This is a genomic window from Stenotrophomonas sp. TWI169 (assembly GCF_039674705.1).
Taxonomy (GTDB): domain Bacteria; phylum Pseudomonadota; class Gammaproteobacteria; order Xanthomonadales; family Xanthomonadaceae; genus Stenotrophomonas; species Stenotrophomonas maltophilia_P.
The window spans coordinates 1-16,372 of sequence record NZ_JBDJOB010000014.1; the positions used below are offsets into that span (position 1 = coordinate 1).

General features: G+C 66.5%; 12 protein-coding genes. 6 read left to right on the plus strand and 6 right to left on the minus strand.

The window, feature by feature from the left end; genetic code table 11:
- Positions 1–104: 104 nt before the first annotated feature.
- Both ABE543_RS11870 and ABE543_RS11875 read right to left on the minus strand, forming a co-directional pair.
- Complete coding sequence (locus tag ABE543_RS11870; protein ID WP_346475717.1) at positions 105–2,183, minus strand: S9 family peptidase; 2,079 nt, start codon at positions 2,181–2,183, stop codon at positions 105–107.
- Positions 2,184–2,415: 232 nt separating this feature from the next.
- A complete protein-coding gene (locus ABE543_RS11875) occupies positions 2,416–4,380 on the minus strand; it encodes an oligopeptide transporter, OPT family (RefSeq protein WP_053516183.1) in 1,965 nt (654 codons plus the stop codon).
- A 200-nt stretch (positions 4,381–4,580) separates the two neighbouring features.
- Here ABE543_RS11875 and ABE543_RS11880 point away from each other — a divergent pair, with 200 nt between their 5' ends.
- Complete coding sequence (locus tag ABE543_RS11880; RefSeq protein ID WP_065182373.1) at positions 4,581–5,729, plus strand: heparan-alpha-glucosaminide N-acetyltransferase domain-containing protein; 1,149 nt, start codon at positions 4,581–4,583, stop codon at positions 5,727–5,729.
- A gap of 88 nt (positions 5,730–5,817) precedes the next feature.
- Positions 5,818–7,572: an oligopeptide:H+ symporter gene (locus tag ABE543_RS11885; protein ID WP_065174593.1), complete on the plus strand. Its 1,755-nt coding sequence runs from the start codon at positions 5,818–5,820 to the stop codon at positions 7,570–7,572.
- A gap of 45 nt (positions 7,573–7,617) precedes the next feature.
- Here the strand turns inward: ABE543_RS11885 and ABE543_RS11890 are convergent, their stop codons facing one another.
- Both ABE543_RS11890 and ABE543_RS11895 read right to left on the minus strand, forming a co-directional pair.
- Complete coding sequence (locus ABE543_RS11890) at positions 7,618–9,606, minus strand: prolyl oligopeptidase family serine peptidase (protein WP_197600829.1); 1,989 nt, start codon at positions 9,604–9,606, stop codon at positions 7,618–7,620.
- A gap of 162 nt (positions 9,607–9,768) precedes the next feature.
- A complete protein-coding gene (locus ABE543_RS11895) occupies positions 9,769–10,404 on the minus strand; it encodes a LysE family transporter (RefSeq protein WP_053516190.1) in 636 nt (211 codons plus the stop codon).
- Between the two features lie 138 nt (positions 10,405–10,542).
- On the opposite strand from ABE543_RS11895, the gene ABE543_RS11900 reads away from it, so the two are divergent.
- The 3 genes from ABE543_RS11900 (at position 10,543) to ABE543_RS11910 (ending at position 12,590) form a co-directional block, all read left to right on the plus strand.
- On the plus strand, positions 10,543–11,448 hold the full coding sequence (locus ABE543_RS11900) for a LysR family transcriptional regulator ArgP (RefSeq protein WP_053516191.1): 906 nt from the start codon (positions 10,543–10,545) through the stop codon (positions 11,446–11,448).
- A gap of 67 nt (positions 11,449–11,515) precedes the next feature.
- On the plus strand, positions 11,516–12,100 hold the full coding sequence (locus tag ABE543_RS11905; protein WP_197600828.1) for a hypothetical protein: 585 nt from the start codon (positions 11,516–11,518) through the stop codon (positions 12,098–12,100).
- 43 nt (positions 12,101–12,143) lie between these two features.
- Positions 12,144–12,590: a GNAT family N-acetyltransferase gene (locus ABE543_RS11910; protein ID WP_065182375.1), complete on the plus strand. Its 447-nt coding sequence runs from the start codon at positions 12,144–12,146 to the stop codon at positions 12,588–12,590.
- A 27-nt stretch (positions 12,591–12,617) separates the two neighbouring features.
- Here ABE543_RS11910 and ABE543_RS11915 read toward each other — a convergent pair whose 3' ends face one another.
- Both ABE543_RS11915 and ABE543_RS11920 read right to left on the minus strand, forming a co-directional pair.
- Positions 12,618–13,025, minus strand: coding sequence for a hypothetical protein (locus ABE543_RS11915; RefSeq protein WP_057496236.1), 408 nt, complete (start codon positions 13,023–13,025; stop codon positions 12,618–12,620).
- Positions 13,026–13,090: 65 nt separating this feature from the next.
- Complete coding sequence (locus ABE543_RS11920; RefSeq protein ID WP_080375221.1) at positions 13,091–14,206, minus strand: PAAR domain-containing protein; 1,116 nt, start codon at positions 14,204–14,206, stop codon at positions 13,091–13,093.
- Positions 14,207–14,420: 214 nt separating this feature from the next.
- On the opposite strand from ABE543_RS11920, the gene mqo reads away from it, so the two are divergent.
- Positions 14,421–16,106: a malate dehydrogenase (quinone) gene (mqo, locus tag ABE543_RS11925; RefSeq protein WP_197600827.1), complete on the plus strand. Its 1,686-nt coding sequence runs from the start codon at positions 14,421–14,423 to the stop codon at positions 16,104–16,106.
- Positions 16,107–16,372 lie beyond the last annotated feature (266 nt).

The following is a 16,372-nucleotide window of genomic DNA, read 5'->3' on the forward strand; positions in this document are numbered from 1 at the left end:
GCCATGCTCGGCTGCTGTTGGCGGGAAAGGAGGCACAGAGCAGCCGAGCATGGCTCGGCTCTACAAAAAGCAGAGCGCCGCCCTGGGGGCGGCGCCGGACCGGCTTATTCGCCGATATGCTGCTTCAGCCAGCCGTTGACCGTGTCATGCCACAGGATGCTGTTGTGCGGCTTGAGCACCCAGTGGTTCTCGTCCGGGAAGTACAGGAACTTCGACTCGATCCCCTGCCGCTGCGCCGCCGTGAATGCCGCCAGGCCCTGCTCGACCGGAATGCGGAAGTCCTGCTGGCCATGGATGATCAGGATCGGCTTCTTCCAGTCCGCCACGTGGTTGACCGGGTTGAACTTCTCGTAGTTCGCCGCCTTCTGGTACGGCGTGCCGCCCTGCTCCCACTCGGTGAACCACAGCTCCTCGGTGGCGTAGCCCATCATGCGCTGGTCGAACACGCCATCGTGGTTGACCAGGCACTTGAACGGGCCGTTCCAGTTGCCGGCGATCCAGTTGACCATGAAGCCGCCATAGCTGGCGCCCAGAGCACAGGCCTTGTCACCGTTGAGGAACGAATACTTCTTCAGTGCCGCGTCCCAGCCCTTCTGCAGGTCTTCCAGCGGACGATCACCCCAGTGCTGGCTGATCGCATCGGTGAATGCCTGACCGTAACCGGTGGAGCCGTGGAAATCGATCATCACCACCGCGTAGCCCTGGCCCGCATAGGTCTGCGGATTCCAGCGGTAGCTCCAGCCGTTGCCGAAGCTGCCCTGCGGACCGCCATGGATCAGGAACGCGACCGGGTAGGACTTGCCTTCCTGGTAGTTGTGCGGCTTGACCACATAGCCGTGCACGGTGTCGTTGTTCCAGCCCTTGAACGAGAACTGCTCGAAATCGCCGAAACTGACGTCCTTCAGCACGTCGCCAGCAGACGGTGTCAGCGCGCGCAGCTCGCCCATCGGCTGGCCGGCGGCTGGCAGCAGGCCGACCAGTACCTGGTCGTTGCTCTTCAGGCTGTTGCGGGTGATCGCCACGCTGGTGCCGGCCACATCGACGGCGGTCACGCTGCCATCGCCGATCAGGCGGGTGGCCTTGCCGGTGGCGACATCGATCTGGAACAGCGGGTGCTCGCCCAGATCATCGGCGGTGGTATAGATGCTGGCGCCATCGGCGGACAGCACGATGCCACCCGCCGAGCGATCCCACTGCGGGGCGATCTCACGGCTCTTGCCGCTGGCCAGATCCATCGCCATCAGGCCGAAGCGATCAGCTTCAAAGCCGGGGCGCTTCATCGCACGGTAGAACAGCGTCTTGCCATCGGCACTGAACACCGGGCCCGCATCCCATGCGGGGTTGGAGGCGGTCAGGTTCACCGGTGCCTGACGGCCGGCAGCATCGAAGCGATAGAGGTCGAAGTTGGTCGACCACGGTTCCTCGCGGCCCGCCACGCGGATGCTGGCGACCACGCTGCTGCCGTCCGGCGACCACACGAAGTCATCATTGTCACCGAATGGCTTGGACGGCGCATCGCCATCGAGGGTGGCGCTCAGCGCTGAAGCCCCCTTGACCGGGCCGGCCTGGGCGCCCGGCAGCGGCGCGACGAACAGGGTGTTGCGACGGCCGTCGTTCCAGGTATCCCAATGGCGCACGAACATCGAATCCCAGACCTGGCCACTGGCCTTGGCGTCCTTCTTCTCTTTCAGCTTCTTCTCGGTGCAGGCCAGGTCCGACGCGCAGGCCTGGAACACGCCGGCGCTGAACAGCACGCGGTCGTCCTGTGGCGAGACGTGGTAGCTGTCCACATCCACCGGGAAATCGGTCAGCTGGCGCGGGGCGCCGCCGCTGATCGCCTGCGCGTACAGCTGCTGGCTGCCGTTCTTGGCACTGAGGAAGTACACCGTCTGGCCGTCCGCCGACAGCGAGGCGGAATTGACGTTCCAGCCGGCCGGGGTGATCTGCTTCGGCGGTGCCGCGTCACGCGTGCGCAGGTTGCGTGCGTACAGGGCGGTGCTGGCCTTGAGGTTGGCGTCGGTGCTGCGCTTGGCGAACACCACGGTGCCGCCATCGGCGCTCAGCACCGGCGCGGAAACGCGATCCATGGCCACCATGTCGCGGATCTCCAGGCCACGGGCAGCGGCGACGCTGGGCAGAGCGGCCAGCAGGCTCAGTGGCAGCAGGGCATGACGCAGTTTCATCGGGATCTCCGCAGGACGGCAAAAAAGCGATGGTAGGCCCCGCAGCCCGGGGCTGCCAAGGCCATCGGTCATGGCCGTGATCGGGCAGCCGCCAGAAACAGCAAACCGCGCCGTAGCGCGGTTTGTGGGTGGACCCGGGGTCGGATCCGATTCCGCAGGAATCGGCTCTGCCCCGGGCGCCGCCGGCGTGGGGTCAGAGCCCTTCCCTTCCGGGAGGGATCCGACCCATCACTTACGCCTTGGCGTACTTGCCGGTGCGGTAGATCAGCCAGCCCACCAGGAACAGCACGGCCAGGCCGATCCACTGCGCGGCCGGCAGATGGAACGGCACGGCCAGCACGTCGGCGCGGCTGCTGACCACGATCGGAATGGCGATCGCGATGCCCATCAGCGCCTCGCCGGTGATCAGGCCTGCGGCGAACAGCACGCCCGGCTTGTGCACGCGGTCGCGGCCCTCTTCATCATCGGCACGCACCTTGTGGAAGCGCTCGACCAGGTAAGCGATCAGGCCGCCGAGGAAGATCGGCACCATCAGCTCCAGCGGCAGGTAGATGCCGATGGCGGCCGCCAGCACCGGCACCCGGAAGCGCGCGTTGCGCGCCTTCAGCCAGCTGTCGAAGGCGATGATGACGGCGCCAACCACCGCACCGATGCCGATGAAGGTCCACGGCAGCTCGCCACCGAACAGGCCCTTGGCCACCGACGCCATCAGGTTGGCCTGCGGCGCAGCCAGCGCGTTCGGGTGCAGCTCGGTCTTCACGCCGATGCCATAGGCGGTGGCCAGCAGGTTCAGCACCGGGGCCATGATCAGCGCGCAGGAGAACGCACCGATGCCCAGCATCAGCTGCTGCTTCCAGGGCGTAGCGCCGACGATGTACCCGGCCTTGAGGTCCTGCAGATTGTCACCACCGACGGCGGCAGCGCAGCACACCACCGCGCCGATCATGATCGCCGCCACCGCACCCAGCGGTGCTCCGCCGGTACCGACCGGCTTGAGGCCATCGGCACCCAGCAGCACGACCAGTACCGCCGAGGCGAACAGGATGGTGGAAATGGTGATGCCCGAGACCGGGTTGTTGGACGAACCGATCAGGCCGGCCAGGTAGGCCGAGACCGACACGAACAGGAAGCCGGCGACGATCATGATGATGGTCATCGGGATCGACACGTGCCACTGGCCGACGATGGCCTGGTACAGGGCCAGCAGCGGCAGCACGAAGACCACCAGGGCGACCAGCATCCACTTCATCGGCAGGTCGCGCTCGGTGTGCGCCAGCACCGGTCCGCCGCTCTTGCGAGCGGCGGCAAAACCGCTCTTGACGCCGTTGAGCAGCGACTTGCGCAGCGAAATCAGGGTCCAGATGCCACCGATCAGCATTGCGCCGACACCCAGGTAGCGCATCTTCGCGCCCCAGATGGCGAATGCGGCCTCGGTGGAGGATGCAGCGGCCACCGACGCGGCCAGTGCCGGATCGGTGTTCATGAAGAACGCCTGGTAGAGCGGGATGGCGATGTGCCAGGTCAGGATCGAACCAGACACCACCACGATGCCGACGTTGAGGCCGACGATGTAGCCCACGCCCAGCAGTGCCGGCGACAGGTTGGTGCCGATGAACGCGGTGACCTTGGAACTGCCCACGTAGGCCGAGGTGGCCCAGGCATCGGGAATCAGGCGCATGCCGCTTTCCGCGGCCAGCTTGACGAACGCGCCGATCACCGCCGACAGGCCCAGGATCTTCAGGCCCGGACCCGGGTTCTCACCGGCCTTGAGCACTTCCGCCGCCGCCTTGCCTTCCGGGAAGGGCAGCGGATCTTCGACGATCATCGAGCGGCGCAGCGGCACCGAGAACAGCACGCCCAGCAGGCCGCCCAGGCCGGCAATGCCCAGCACCCACCAGTACTTGAAGTCCGGCCAGTAGCCCATGATCACCAGCGCGGGGATGGTGAAGATGACACCGGCGGCGATCGAGGAACCGGCCGAGGCGCCGGTCTGCACGATGTTGTTCTCGAGGATCGAGCCACCGCCCAGCAGGCGCAGCACGCCCATGGAAATGACTGCGGCGGGAATCGCGGTGGCGATGGTCAGGCCTGCGAACAGACCGAGGTAGGCGTTGGCCGCGGACAGCACCACCGCCAGCACGATGGCCAGGGCCACTGCGCGGAAGGTGAGCTGCTTGGGCGCAGCGTCGTGGTTCATGGGAGCCCCTGCTGGCAAAAAATCCCTGCCACGCTAGCGTTCAGGGGGCGGCAAGTCCAGCACACCGCAGCATGACAAGCGCCAGCGGATCAGGCAGGACACCGATCAGGCACAGGCAGCAGACGCATCCGGCACATTCCGGCTGGGCATCCCGCAAACGATATGTTATATCTTTTCGATTTAACGCCATCGCCGTCCGCATGCCCTCTCCGCCACCGGCCCGCCTCACCTCCATAGACCAGCTGCGCGGCACCGTCATGCTGTTGATGCTGCTCGACCACGTGCGCGAGACCTTTTTCCTGCAGCACCAGGTCAGCGACCCGATGGACGTATCCACGGTCTCCCCCGCGCTGTTTGCGTGCCGCCTGCTGGCCCACCTGTGCGCACCGGTGTTCGTGCTGCTGACCGGCCTGTCGGCCTGGCTGTATGGCCAGCGCCAGGCGGATCCGCGCCGGGCCACGGCCGCGTTCCTGCTCAAGCGCGGGCTGTTCCTGGTGGTGCTGGAACTGACCCTGGTGAATTTCGCCTGGACCTTCCAGCTGCCTCCGGACACCGTGTACCTGCAGGTGATCTGGGCGATCGGCCTGAGCATGGTCGCGCTGGCCGGCCTGCTGTGGCTGCCGCGCGCGGCGCTGCTGGCGCTGGCGGTACTGCTGGTGGCCGGCCACAACCTGCTCGACGGCGTGCGCGTGGCAGGCGACGGTGTGCTGCCGGTGCTGTGGAAGGTGCTGCACCAGCGGGACTGGATCGAGGCCGGTGCACTCCGGCTGCGCACGTCCTATCCGGTGCTGCCGTGGATCGGGGTGATCGCGCTCGGCTATCTGATGGGGCCCTGGTTCGCGGCGGACCGCATGCCAGCGCAGCGTCACCGCTGGCTGGTGTGGGCTGGGCTGGCAGCGCTGGGCATGTTCGCCCTGCTGCGGTTCGGCAACGGCTATGGCGATACGCCCTGGCAGTTCCAGCAGGACGCGCTGCGCACCTGGATGAGCGTGTTCAACGTGACCAAGTATCCGCCATCACTGCAGTTCCTGTTGCTGACCCTGGGCGTTGGCCTGCTGTGGCTGCGCCTGTTTGAGTGGCCTGCGATGGCACGGGCGTTGAGGCCGCTGGCAGACATCGGCGCGGCTCCGATGTTCTTCTACCTGCTGCATCTGTATCTGCTGAAGCTGCTGTATCTGGCGGCGCTCGGGTTCTGGGGGCCGACCCACGGCAGCCTGTACGCTCTCGATTCGGTCGCCGGCCTGATCCTGGTGGCCTGTGCATTGGCGGTGGTGCTGTACCCGCCGACGCGGGCATTCGCGCGGTTCAAGGCGCGTCGGCGCGACCTGGGCTGGCTGCGATACCTGTGACCCCGCTCGCCGGGCGCGGCCTGATGCTGCCCGCCACGGGCGCGGCGGCGGGCCTATAATCGCGCCCTTTCCGCAGTGCCCGCCGTCGATGACCGTTGCCGCTCCCGCTTCCGACGACTTCCTTGGCCACCCCAAGGGCGTCTACGTCTGCTTCTTCACCGAAATGTGGGAGCGCTTCTCCTTCTATGGCATGAAGGCGCTGCTGCTGCTGTACCTGACCAAGTACCACCTGTTCGGCGACAAGGCCGGACTGGACCTGCTTGGCGCCTACGGTGGCCTGGTGTACTGCATCCCGGTGTTCGGCGGCATGCTGGCCGACCGCTGGCTGGGCATGCGCCGTGCAGTGCTGTTCGGCGGTATCCTGCTGGTGCTGGGCCATCTCGGCATGGCCTTCGAAGGCCACGCGGCATACCGGGTCAACGGTGAAGTGGTGCGCGACACCTCGGCGCTGGCGGTGACCTATCTGTCGCTGGCGCTGATCATCATGGGCGTGGGCTTCCTCAAGCCGAACATCTCCACCATCGTCGGCAAGCTGTACGCCAAGGACGATCCGCGCCGCGACTCGGGCTTCTCGCTGTTCTATGCCGGCATCAACCTCGGGGCGCTGTTCTCGTCGCTGGTGTGCGGCTTCCTCGGCGAGGCCTATGGCTGGAAGTATGGCTTCGGCGCGGCGGGCATCGGCATGCTGGCCGGGCTGGCGATGTTCCTGTGGGGGCAGAAGTACCTGCACGGGCATGCCGAGCCGCCACAGCCGGCCGCGCTGAAACAGCGGGTGCTGGGCCTGCCGCGTGAATGGCTGATCTATCTGTGCGCGGTGCTCGCGGTGCTGCCACTGGCGTGGCTGATGTGGGCCGCCGGTAACGGTGCGTTCGCTCTGGGCGGCGAAATCAGCCTGGCGTTGATGCTGATGCTGGTGGTGCTGGGAGGCGTGCTGGTCTGGTTCGCCTGGTTCACCGGCAGCCAGTGCACGCCGGTGCAGCGCCAGCAGATGATCGCGCTGATGGTGCTGATTTTCCTGGCGCTGGTGTTCTTCACCCTGTACGAGCAGTCCTATGGCTCGTGGGTGACGTTCACCGATCGCCTGCTGACCAAGGACATCGTTCCCTCGCTGGTGATCACCGACGGCACGCCGCTGCCCTGGTCGATCCTGTCGTTGCTGCTGGCGCCGCTGGGCTTCGTGGTCAGCGCGCGCCTGACCGAGCGTCGGCCGGGGTCGGCCGCGCCGCGCCGGTTCTTCATTGCCATCGTCGCGCTGATGCTGGTCCTGCTGGTGCGCGACTGCCTGGTGATTCCGCAGACCGCCGGCTCCCTGACCTATCTGGGCGGACTGTTCCTGGTGCTGCTGGCGCCGGCCTTCGCCGCCCTCTGGACCTGGATGGACCGTCGCGGCTGGGAGCCGGGCAAGCCAGTCAAATCCGCCTGGGGCCTGGTGATCGGCGCGCTCTCGTTCGTCCCGCTCGCATTGGCCGCACAGCAGGTCGGCGCCACCGGCGAGATGGCCAGCGTGTGGTGGCTGGTCCTGGCCTACTTCCTGTTGGCCAGTGGTGAGATGTGCCTGTCGCCGGTGGGCCTGTCGGCCGTAACGCAGCTGGCCGTGCCGCGGGTGATGAGCCTGATGATGGGCACCTGGTTCCTGGCCACAGCGTTCTCCGAGACGCTTGCCGCGCTGTTCGGCAAGCTGGCGGCCATCGACGTGCCCGAAGGCGGCACGCTGGACATGGCGGCGGCGGCCGGTGCGTATGCGCACCTGTTCTGGCTGCTGATGTGGATCGGCCTGGGCTGCGCCCTGCTGGCCTTCATCGCCGCGCCGCTGCTGAAGCGGATGATGCACGGGGTCAGGTAACTGCACTGCGCGGCGGCGGATCGTGGATCCGCCGCCACTCTGCGTTTACGGCGCCTTGCCCTTCCCTGCCGGCGCCGATGCCTGGGCGGTCTTGCCTCCCAGGCTGCGCGACAGGAATGCGAGCAGCTTGTCGTAGTACTCGGTGCGATGGGCCAGGGTGTAGAAGCCGTGCCCCTCGGTCTTGTAGTACAGGCTTTCCACCGGCGTCCCGGCACGCTTCAGTGCCGCTTCCATGCGCTCGGTGTGCTGGATCGGCGCACGCTTGTCTTCGCCACCGGCCGCGAGGAACACCGGCACCTTGATCTGCGTGGCCAGGTTCACCGGCGAAACCGCGCCCAGCTTGGCCGGATCACCCAGCCATTCGCGCAGGAAGGTCACGCCCGAGTCGCGCTCCTGCACATCGCCGCGGGCAAACATCAGCGGCAGGTCGTACACGCCGACATAGCCGGCCGCGCACTGGTACAGCCCCTGTTCGCGGGCAGCGCCCATCATCGCGGCGTAGGCCCCGTAACTGGCACCGTAGATGCAGATGCGTCTGGCATCGGCGATCCCCTGCGCGATCGCCCAGCGGGTGGCGTCGGTGACGTCATCCTGCATCGCGGCGCCCCATTGCTGGGCGCCGGCCTGGGCATGCGCGCGGCCATAGTTCCCCGAGCCACGGAAGTTGACCTGCAGTACGGCGTAGCCGGCGGCGGCCAATATCTGCGTCTCGCGGTCGTACTGGCCATTGTCGAACACGTGGAACGGTCCACCGTGCGGCATCACCACCATCGGCAGGTTGCGTCCGTCGCTGCCGGAGGGCACGGTGAGGAAGCCGTGCAGCGGCAGGCCGTCGCGCGCCTTGAGTGCCACCGGACGCACCGTTGCACTGCGATCGATGTCGATCCAGTCGCTGCGGCTGATCAGGTGATCAGCCTTGCGGGCCTCCGTGTCGTACACATAGAAGTCGCCGGGATTGGTGCCTGACCAGGTCTCCACCAGCACCACGCGGCCATCCCGGGTACTGGACGTGATGTAGACCGGCCCCCCGAAGGCCGCCTCCAGGCTGCGGTACAGGCGCGCCTCCGGCGACTTCTCGTCGAAGAACCGGGTCCGCGGTGTGTCGCCCATGTACAGGGCGCCCACCGGCACATGGGTGCCGGGCCGGTGGATGATGCGGTACGGATCGACCACCTCGTCGCGCAGCACGACAGCGCGCTCACCGGTCTGCGGATTCCAGCTGACGATGGCATCCGGCCCCTGCGTCTGCTCGGCCTGCAGGTACGCCAGGCTGCCATCCGCGGAGAAGCCGATCGCGGTCTCGATGCGCTTGCTCACTGCCTCATCGTTGATCATCTTCCAGCTGTCGCCCGATCGCTCGCGGTAGTACAGCTTGTTGACATTGTCGCTGCCGGACCCGTGGACGAACCGGACTTCGCCCTGGCCATCGGTGGTGAACTCACCGCGCCGCACCGGCGAGGAGGCCATGCGCACGCGCCTGCCGCTGGCCACGTCCATGCGTTCGACGCGGGTGAACGGATCCTCCGCGAACGGCCATACCGTCACCAGCACGTTGCGTTCGTCGCCGGGCAGATCATCGGCCAGGAACGCCGCGACCGCCTCGACTTTCTTCGGCTGGATGCGGGTACCCGGGCCCTTGCTTTCGACGCGGTAACCGACCAGCAGCTCGCCGCGATTGCCGTTGGCATCGATGGCGTAGAGCTCGCCGGTGGGATTGGGCTTATCCAGCGCGCCCCACTTCTCGGCCAGGCCGATCAACAGCCGTTCGTTGCTGACCCAGTCGAATTCGTAGGCGTGATTCTTCTGCGGCGGGCGGAAGCTGCCCACGAGCTGCTTGTCGGCCAGCCGCATCACCGCGATCGCGGTGCTGTCCTCCATCGGCACGGTGGCAGCGACATACTCGCCCCCCGGCGATATCTTGATGTCGGTGAAGGTCTCCTGGCGCAGGAACTGCGTCAGATCCACCGCCCATGCGCTGCCCGCGGCAACGCTACCCACGACGACCAGTGCGGCCGTCAACATCGTCCTGCGCATCCTTCCCCCTGCTCCGATGGACACCTTGTCCTGTACACGGATTCTAGGCAGGCGCCGTCTGTCCCGCCAGAGCCGGAAAAGACGACGGCACCGTTGCCGGTGCCGTCGTTGCCACTGCCTTGGAGAGAGAGTCAGGACGTGGGTTCGGGGGCGTGCGCCGGGTCAGTGGACCCCGCGCACCGCCAGGGTGAGGGCCAGGATGCTGAGGATCACCGCGATGGTGCCGTCAAGCACACGCCAGGTGCTGGGCTTGGTGAACAGCGGCGCCAGCAGGCGCGCACCGAGACCCTGCGCGGTCAGCCACAGGCAGCTCGCGGTGACCACGCCGGCCGCGAAGGCCATGCGTGCGTGGCCGAAGTTCTCGGCAATGGAGCCGATGACCATCATGTCCAGCCAGAAGTGCGGGTTGATCAGCGAAAAGCCGACCGCCGCCATCAGCACCGCGCGGCGGCTGCCGTCGTCGCTGTCGGCTTCACCCATGCCACCGCCACCGGCAATGGCGCGGCGCGCCGACTTCATCGCGTACCAGGCCAGGAAAGCCACGCCGGTCCACAGCACGGCCGAGGTCAGCCACGGCAGCGCCGAGGTCAACGTGCGCAGGCCGGCCACGCTGGCGAAGATGAAGAACGCATCGATGGCCGCGCAGGTGGCGACCACCGGCACGATGTGCTTGCGCAGGATGCCCTGACGCAGGATGAAGGCGCTCTGGGCACCGACCACGGCGAACAGGCCGATACCGGTGGCTGCACCAGAGAACCAGGCACCGAGGCCGGTGCCGGCGGAGATGACCGAAAACATGGGATTCACTGCCTTGTCTTGCTGGGGGGAGGGTGCCTCGCGAAGGCGGACAGCACCGGGTACGGGCGCCATTGTCGCGCCGCAACATAGAAAAGACGAGCTAAACTTCCTAAACCAACATTAGCGGAACTTAATACCATGCGCATCGACCATGCCCAGCTGCGCGCGCTCGCCGCCGTGATCCGCGAAGGCAGCTTTGATCGCGCGGCGCAGTCGCTCAATGTCACCCCCTCGGCCATCTCGCAGCGGGTCAAGGCGTTGGAGGATCGTGTCGGACGCCTTCTGGTGAAGCGTGGCGCCCCCGCCACTGCCACCGCCGAAGGCCAGGTGCTGGTGCAGCTGGCCGAGCAGACGGCCCTGCTCGAGCATGACGCCCTGCACCGGATGGGCCTGGCCGATGAGGATCTGCCCCAGGCCAGCATTCCGGTGGCGGTGAACCACGACAGCCTGGAAACCTGGTTTCCGCAGGCGGCGCAGCAGTTCGCACTGGGTACCGGCACCACGCTCGACCTGCGCGTGGAAGACCAGGACCACACCGTGGAGCTGCTGCGGCAAGGCACGGTGCTCGGCGCGGTGACCACCCTGGACGAGCCGGTGCAGGGCTGCCAGATCCATGCACTCGGCAGCATCCGTTACGCGGCCACCTGCACGCCGGAGTTCCGCGAACGGCACTTCGCCAAGGGCGTGACCGCGCAGGCGCTGGCACAGGCACCGGTACTGGTGTTCAACCGCAAGGACGAAATGCAGTCGCGCTTTGCCCGGCGCATGGCCGGCGATGACCTGCCCAGCACCGCGCCGACCTGGTGGATTCCCTCCACCCGTGCCTTCGTGCAGGCCAACCTGGGCGGCATGGGCTGGACCATGAACCCCCTGCCGCTGGTCAAGCGGCACCTGGATGCCGGCCGCCTGGTCTACGTGCGACAGCGCGCGTGGGAGGACGTGCCGCTGTACTGGCAGCACTGGAAGGGCGATGTACAGACCATGGCCCTGCTGACCCGCGCGGTGCTGGAGGCGTCCTCGACGCTGGTGCGGCGCAGGCGCTGACGCCATATGCATCCCCTCCACAGCGGGCATGCCTCTACTGTGCGGAATCCGATGACAGGACGGGCCGATGCAGACCGATCCGCTGTTCCTGCATATCCGCGTAGTGATGGGCATCATCCTGGGCCTGTCGATCACGACCCTGCTGAAAGGGATTGCGCAGATCATCGAGCATCCGCAGCGACGCGGCTGCTCGGCACTCCATCTGTGCTGGGTGGCATGGACGCTGGTGTCGCTGGTCACCTTCTGGTGGTGGGAGTTCCGCCTGATCGAAGTCCACCGGTGGACGTTCGAGACCTATCTGTTCGTGATCTGCTACTGCGCGACCTGGTTCCTGCTCTGCGCCCTGTTGTTCCCGGATGACCTGCGCGACTACGGCAGCTACGGCAATTACCTGATGCAGCGCAGACGCTGGATATTCGGCGTGATCGGCGCGCTGACGCTGCTGGATCTGGTGGACACCGCGATCAAGGGCACAAGCCGATGGCATCTGCTGGGCGCGGCGTATCCGGCCCACACCCTGCTGATGCTGCTGGTGGTCCTGCTGGGCTGGAAACTGCACTCCAGCCGGGCACAGCTGCGACTGGCCGCGGCCACCCTGCTCTACCAGATCGGCTATTTCACCGCCGAATACTTCACAATCGGCAACGATTGAACGAGACGGGCAGTTCCTTCAGCGCCCGGTCACAAGGAGTGCCATGACCATCCGTTACCGCGATGCCCATCCCGACGATGCCGCCGCCTGCATCGACCTGCGCGGGCGTACCCGCGAGAATGCCTTCAGTGCCGCGCAGCTGGCCGAGCTGGGCATCACGACGCAGAGCTGGGCCGAAGGCATCTGCAACGGAGATTTCATCGGACGCATCGCCTGCGACGGCGAGCGCATGGCCGGCTACGGGTTTGCCGACCGCGAAAGCGGCGAGGTGCTGGTTCTGGCCCTGCTGCCGGAGTACGAGAATCTGGGCATCGGCCGACGTCTGCTGCAGGATGTGGTCAGCCTGGCCCGGGATGCCGGTCACCACCGGCTGTTCCTTGCGTGCTCGGCCGACCCGCGCTCGCGCTCGCATGGCTTCTACCGCCATCTCGGCTGGTGCCCGACGGGCGAGATCGACGAAACCGGCGACGAGATTCTCGAACTGCGTTGACCCCAAGCGGAGTGCTGGCCGCTGCGGTCAGTCGGCGTCGACCACGTGCAGCTGCGCCTGGACCACCTGCGCCTCGGCGCCGGTGGAACCGGGTGTCAGATTGATCGAGAACTGCAGGGTCACATCCATCGGGCGCAGGGCGAAGCGTGTCAGCTCCTGCGGCTTGATCGGGAAACCGATGCGCAGGGACTGGCCCGCGCGCAGCTCCTGCATCTGCTGCCGCAGCGCGGCCGCGGCCATGCCGCTGCGCAACGCCGTGGTCTTCTCGGAGTGGTTGTCCTTCACCCTGACCGACGGGCCACGGCTGCGGATGTACTCCAGCGGCAGCGACACAGGCTCGCTGCCGCTGTTGCGCAGTTCCAGTTCGACGTTGAGGGTGTCGCCACGGAAACGGCACTGGGCATCGTCCACGCAGCGCGCATGAAGTTCGATCATGGGAGGAAGCTCCTTGCTGTGGGCCGGCAGCGCTGCGGCAGCGGCAAAAGTGGCAATCAACGAAATCACTTGACGGTGCATGTTATCTCCCGGCCGATTTCCCGGCTCAGCAGTTCACGTACTTCCCGCGCGATGTTCCAGGCATGACGCGGCCGGGTCACCGCGCAGTCCACGGAATTCATGATGGTCGCCGCCGGATCGGTCAGCTCACGGGAATCCGGAACGGCAACCAGCACCTCCGGATCCAGAGTGCCATCGGGCTGGACGTAACGCACGGTCTCTTCGTCCGGGTCGTTATACGAATACTCGTCCGGCACGCCCAGGGTGTGGGCGAACTCGTGGGCGAATGTCCAGGCCGTGGTCGACACGGAGACATCGATATCCGGGAATTCCACCTGCTCCCGGTCATAGGTGCGATGAACGATCAGCCTGTAGTCGCTGCCGCCCTGCACCCACCGCACCTCGTAGCGGATCGGGAAGCTGCGGGTGCCGCACGCGGGATCATGGACGTCCAGCGTGAACCGGCCGTTCCAGAACTGATCGATGCCGCGCTCCATGCGCGCCTTGACCGCCGCCACCTCGGCAGCGGTGACGCCGGGCTTGGGCATCACCTGCACCTTGATCGACACCACCACCTCGCCCTGGGCCTGCAGCGGAACATCGATGCGGTAGCTGACCTGGAAAGGATAGTCATGCTTGTCGCCATTGACGTCATAGGCTTCGTAGTAGCGCCCGTCCACGTCACGGTCGATCTGCGCATCATGGTCCGCCACCCAGCACTGCGGCGCGTCCTCGTCGCGCACGGCGGTGCCGGGCGCTGCGAAGGGGGGTGTCTGCAGGGTCGGCTTCAACAACGGCGCGACGATCGCTGCGATCGCCGCCACTCCGGCGCCTGCACCTGCGCGCCCTCCACCGCCGGCCACCACGTGGGCGCGCTGCTGCTTGCCCGATACCAGTGCGCAACCGCAGCTGGCCCTGTCGCCATCGCGGGCGACCGGCTGGCCATCGATGACCAGGGTGGCATCGCCGGAAACGATCGAACCCGGACCATGGCGTGCACAGATGACACGGTCGCCGACACGCGCCACGGCGCGCCCTTCGATATCGGTATGCGGGGAACCTGTAAGGACCGAACCGCCCGTCTGCAGGGCGTCACCCACCACGATCAGCATCCGTGACATCGTTGCGCGGCCCCTCCGTGGCCGGTGGTCGTTCTGGAATCAGCCGACAAGTCTACCCCGGAGCGACCGCCGGCAGGATGATGCATTGCACAAAAACCGGACCCGTTCCGGGTAGAATCCTCTGCAAGGATGCTGCAAGGCGTTGTTTCTTCACGCCCTTCCCCTGCCCAGCGCGCATCCTGATCTCCTCCCCTCCGCCAACGATCCCGCCCCCATGAAGAAATTTGGCAAGGCCCTGCTCGCCCTGCTCGTGCTGTTCCTGCTGGCTGCCGCCGTGTTCCTGTACTGGCCGCTGACCCAGCGCTCCGTACCCGCCGCCAGCAACGACAAGCCTGTCGACGTTGTGCTGGTCGGCGCCGGCATCATGAGCATCACCCTGGCCACCTACCTGCAGGAACTGCAGCCGGACTGGAACATCCAGGTCTATGAACGCCTCGACGGCGTCGCCGGTGAAAGCTCCGACGGCTGGAACAACGCCGGCACCGGCCACTCGGCATTCGCCGAGCTGAACTACACCCCGGAACTGCCCGACGGCAGCATCGAGACCAAGCGTGCGGTCGGCATCGCCGAATCGTTCGAGGTCTCGCGCCAGTTCTGGTCGCACCAGGTGAAGGAAGGCCGGCTCAGCGAGCCCAGCGACTTCATCAACCCCACGCCGCACATGAGCTTCGTCTGGGGCGATGACAACATCGCCTACCTGCATAAGCGCCAGCAGGCGCTGGTGAAGAACCCGCTGTTCTACGGCATGCAGTACTCGGAAGACCCGGCACAGATCCGGCAGTGGGCTCCGCTGATGATGGAAGGCCGCGATCCGAAGCAGAAGGTCGCTGCGACCTGGATGCCACTGGGTACCGACGTCAACTTCGGCGTGATCACCCGCCAGTTGACCGCCGGCCTGCAGCGCAGTCCGAACTTCAGCCTGCACCTGAACCACGAAGTCTCGGCACTGCGGCAGAACGCGGACAAGAGCTGGAACGTCACGGTGAAGGACCTCAAGGCCGGCACCGAGAGCACCACCCACGCCCGCTTCGTGTTCATCGGTGCCGGCGGCGCCGCGCTGAAGCTGCTGCAGATGTCAGGCATTCCCGAGTCAAAGGACTACGCCGGCTTCCCGGTGGGCGGCCAGTTCCTCGCCTTCCAGGGCCAGGACGTGACCTCGCGCCATGGCGTCAAGGCCTATGGCATGGCCGAGACCGGTTCGCCGCCGATGTCGGTGCCGCACCTGGATGCGCGCAAGCTGGACGGCAAGCCGGTGGTCCTGTTCGGACCGTTCGCGCTGTACAGCACCAAGTTCCTCAAGCACGGCTCGTGGTGGGACCTGTACTCGTCGGTGACCCACAACAACGTTGCGCCGATGCTGGAAGTGGGCAAGGACAACCTGGACCTGGTGCAGTACCTGATGAGCCAGGCGCGGCTGAATGATGCCGACCGCCAGGCCGAACTGGTCAAATACTTCCCCAATGCCAAGCCGGGCGACTGGAAGCTGGTCACCGCAGGCCAGCGCGTGCAGATCATCAAGCGCGACCCGTTGAAGGGTGCGGTGCTGCAGTTCGGTACCGAGATCGTGACCGACAAGGACCACACCATCGCTGCGCTGCTGGGCGCTTCGCCCGGTGCCTCGACGTCGCCGCCGATCATGCTGGATCTGATGGCCAAGGCCTTTCCCGAGCAGATGAAGGCCGGCTGGGAAGCCCGCCTGCGTGAGATCGTGCCCTCCTACGGGCGCAAGCTCAACGACAGTGCGGCACTGGTCAACGAGATTCGTTCGATGACCAGCCAGACCCTGAAGCTGCCCTACCTGGAAGTGCCGGCCGATGCCACGGCTGCACCGGCCACACCGCCGGCGCCGACGCCGGGCAAGGAAAAGCGCAACGCCAACGAGGAACTGCAGGCGCTCTGAGCCCGGGTCTTCGATGACACCTACGGACGGCCACCTTCGGGTGGCCGTTCGCATTCAGGGAGCTCGGCTCTGCCGGGGCTCGCGGTGCGTGTCCCAGGCATCGACCAGCACGGGCGAATTGTAATGTTGTTAAGAACGATTTACATTTGCGCCTCGCGCGGACCGCCCGCGCTCACCAGACGGACCTGACCCAGCCCGAAGCCGCCGCCCCGGGTACCGCCCGGCTGTTGCCGCCCTTCCGACTCTCCCGCATCGAGCCCACCAAG

Coding starts and splice junctions, on each gene's coding strand:
- ABE543_RS11915 (WP_057496236.1), bottom strand. CDS start 13,025: ATGATCGAACTTCATGCGCGCTGCGTGGACGATGCCCAGTGCCGTTTC.
- ABE543_RS11890 (WP_197600829.1), bottom strand. CDS start 9,606: ATGCGCAGGACGATGTTGACGGCCGCACTGGTCGTCGTGGGTAGCGTT.
- mqo (WP_197600827.1), top strand. CDS start 14,421: ATGAAGAAATTTGGCAAGGCCCTGCTCGCCCTGCTCGTGCTGTTCCTG.
- ABE543_RS11870 (WP_346475717.1), bottom strand. CDS start 2,183: ATGAAACTGCGTCATGCCCTGCTGCCACTGAGCCTGCTGGCCGCTCTG.
- ABE543_RS11885 (WP_065174593.1), top strand. CDS start 5,818: ATGACCGTTGCCGCTCCCGCTTCCGACGACTTCCTTGGCCACCCCAAG.
- ABE543_RS11920 (WP_080375221.1), bottom strand. CDS start 14,206: ATGTCACGGATGCTGATCGTGGTGGGTGACGCCCTGCAGACGGGCGGT.
- ABE543_RS11900 (WP_053516191.1), top strand. CDS start 10,543: ATGCGCATCGACCATGCCCAGCTGCGCGCGCTCGCCGCCGTGATCCGC.
- ABE543_RS11875 (WP_053516183.1), bottom strand. CDS start 4,380: ATGAACCACGACGCTGCGCCCAAGCAGCTCACCTTCCGCGCAGTGGCC.
- ABE543_RS11895 (WP_053516190.1), bottom strand. CDS start 10,404: ATGTTTTCGGTCATCTCCGCCGGCACCGGCCTCGGTGCCTGGTTCTCT.
- ABE543_RS11880 (WP_065182373.1), top strand. CDS start 4,581: ATGCCCTCTCCGCCACCGGCCCGCCTCACCTCCATAGACCAGCTGCGC.
- ABE543_RS11910 (WP_065182375.1), top strand. CDS start 12,144: ATGACCATCCGTTACCGCGATGCCCATCCCGACGATGCCGCCGCCTGC.
- ABE543_RS11905 (WP_197600828.1), top strand. CDS start 11,516: ATGCAGACCGATCCGCTGTTCCTGCATATCCGCGTAGTGATGGGCATC.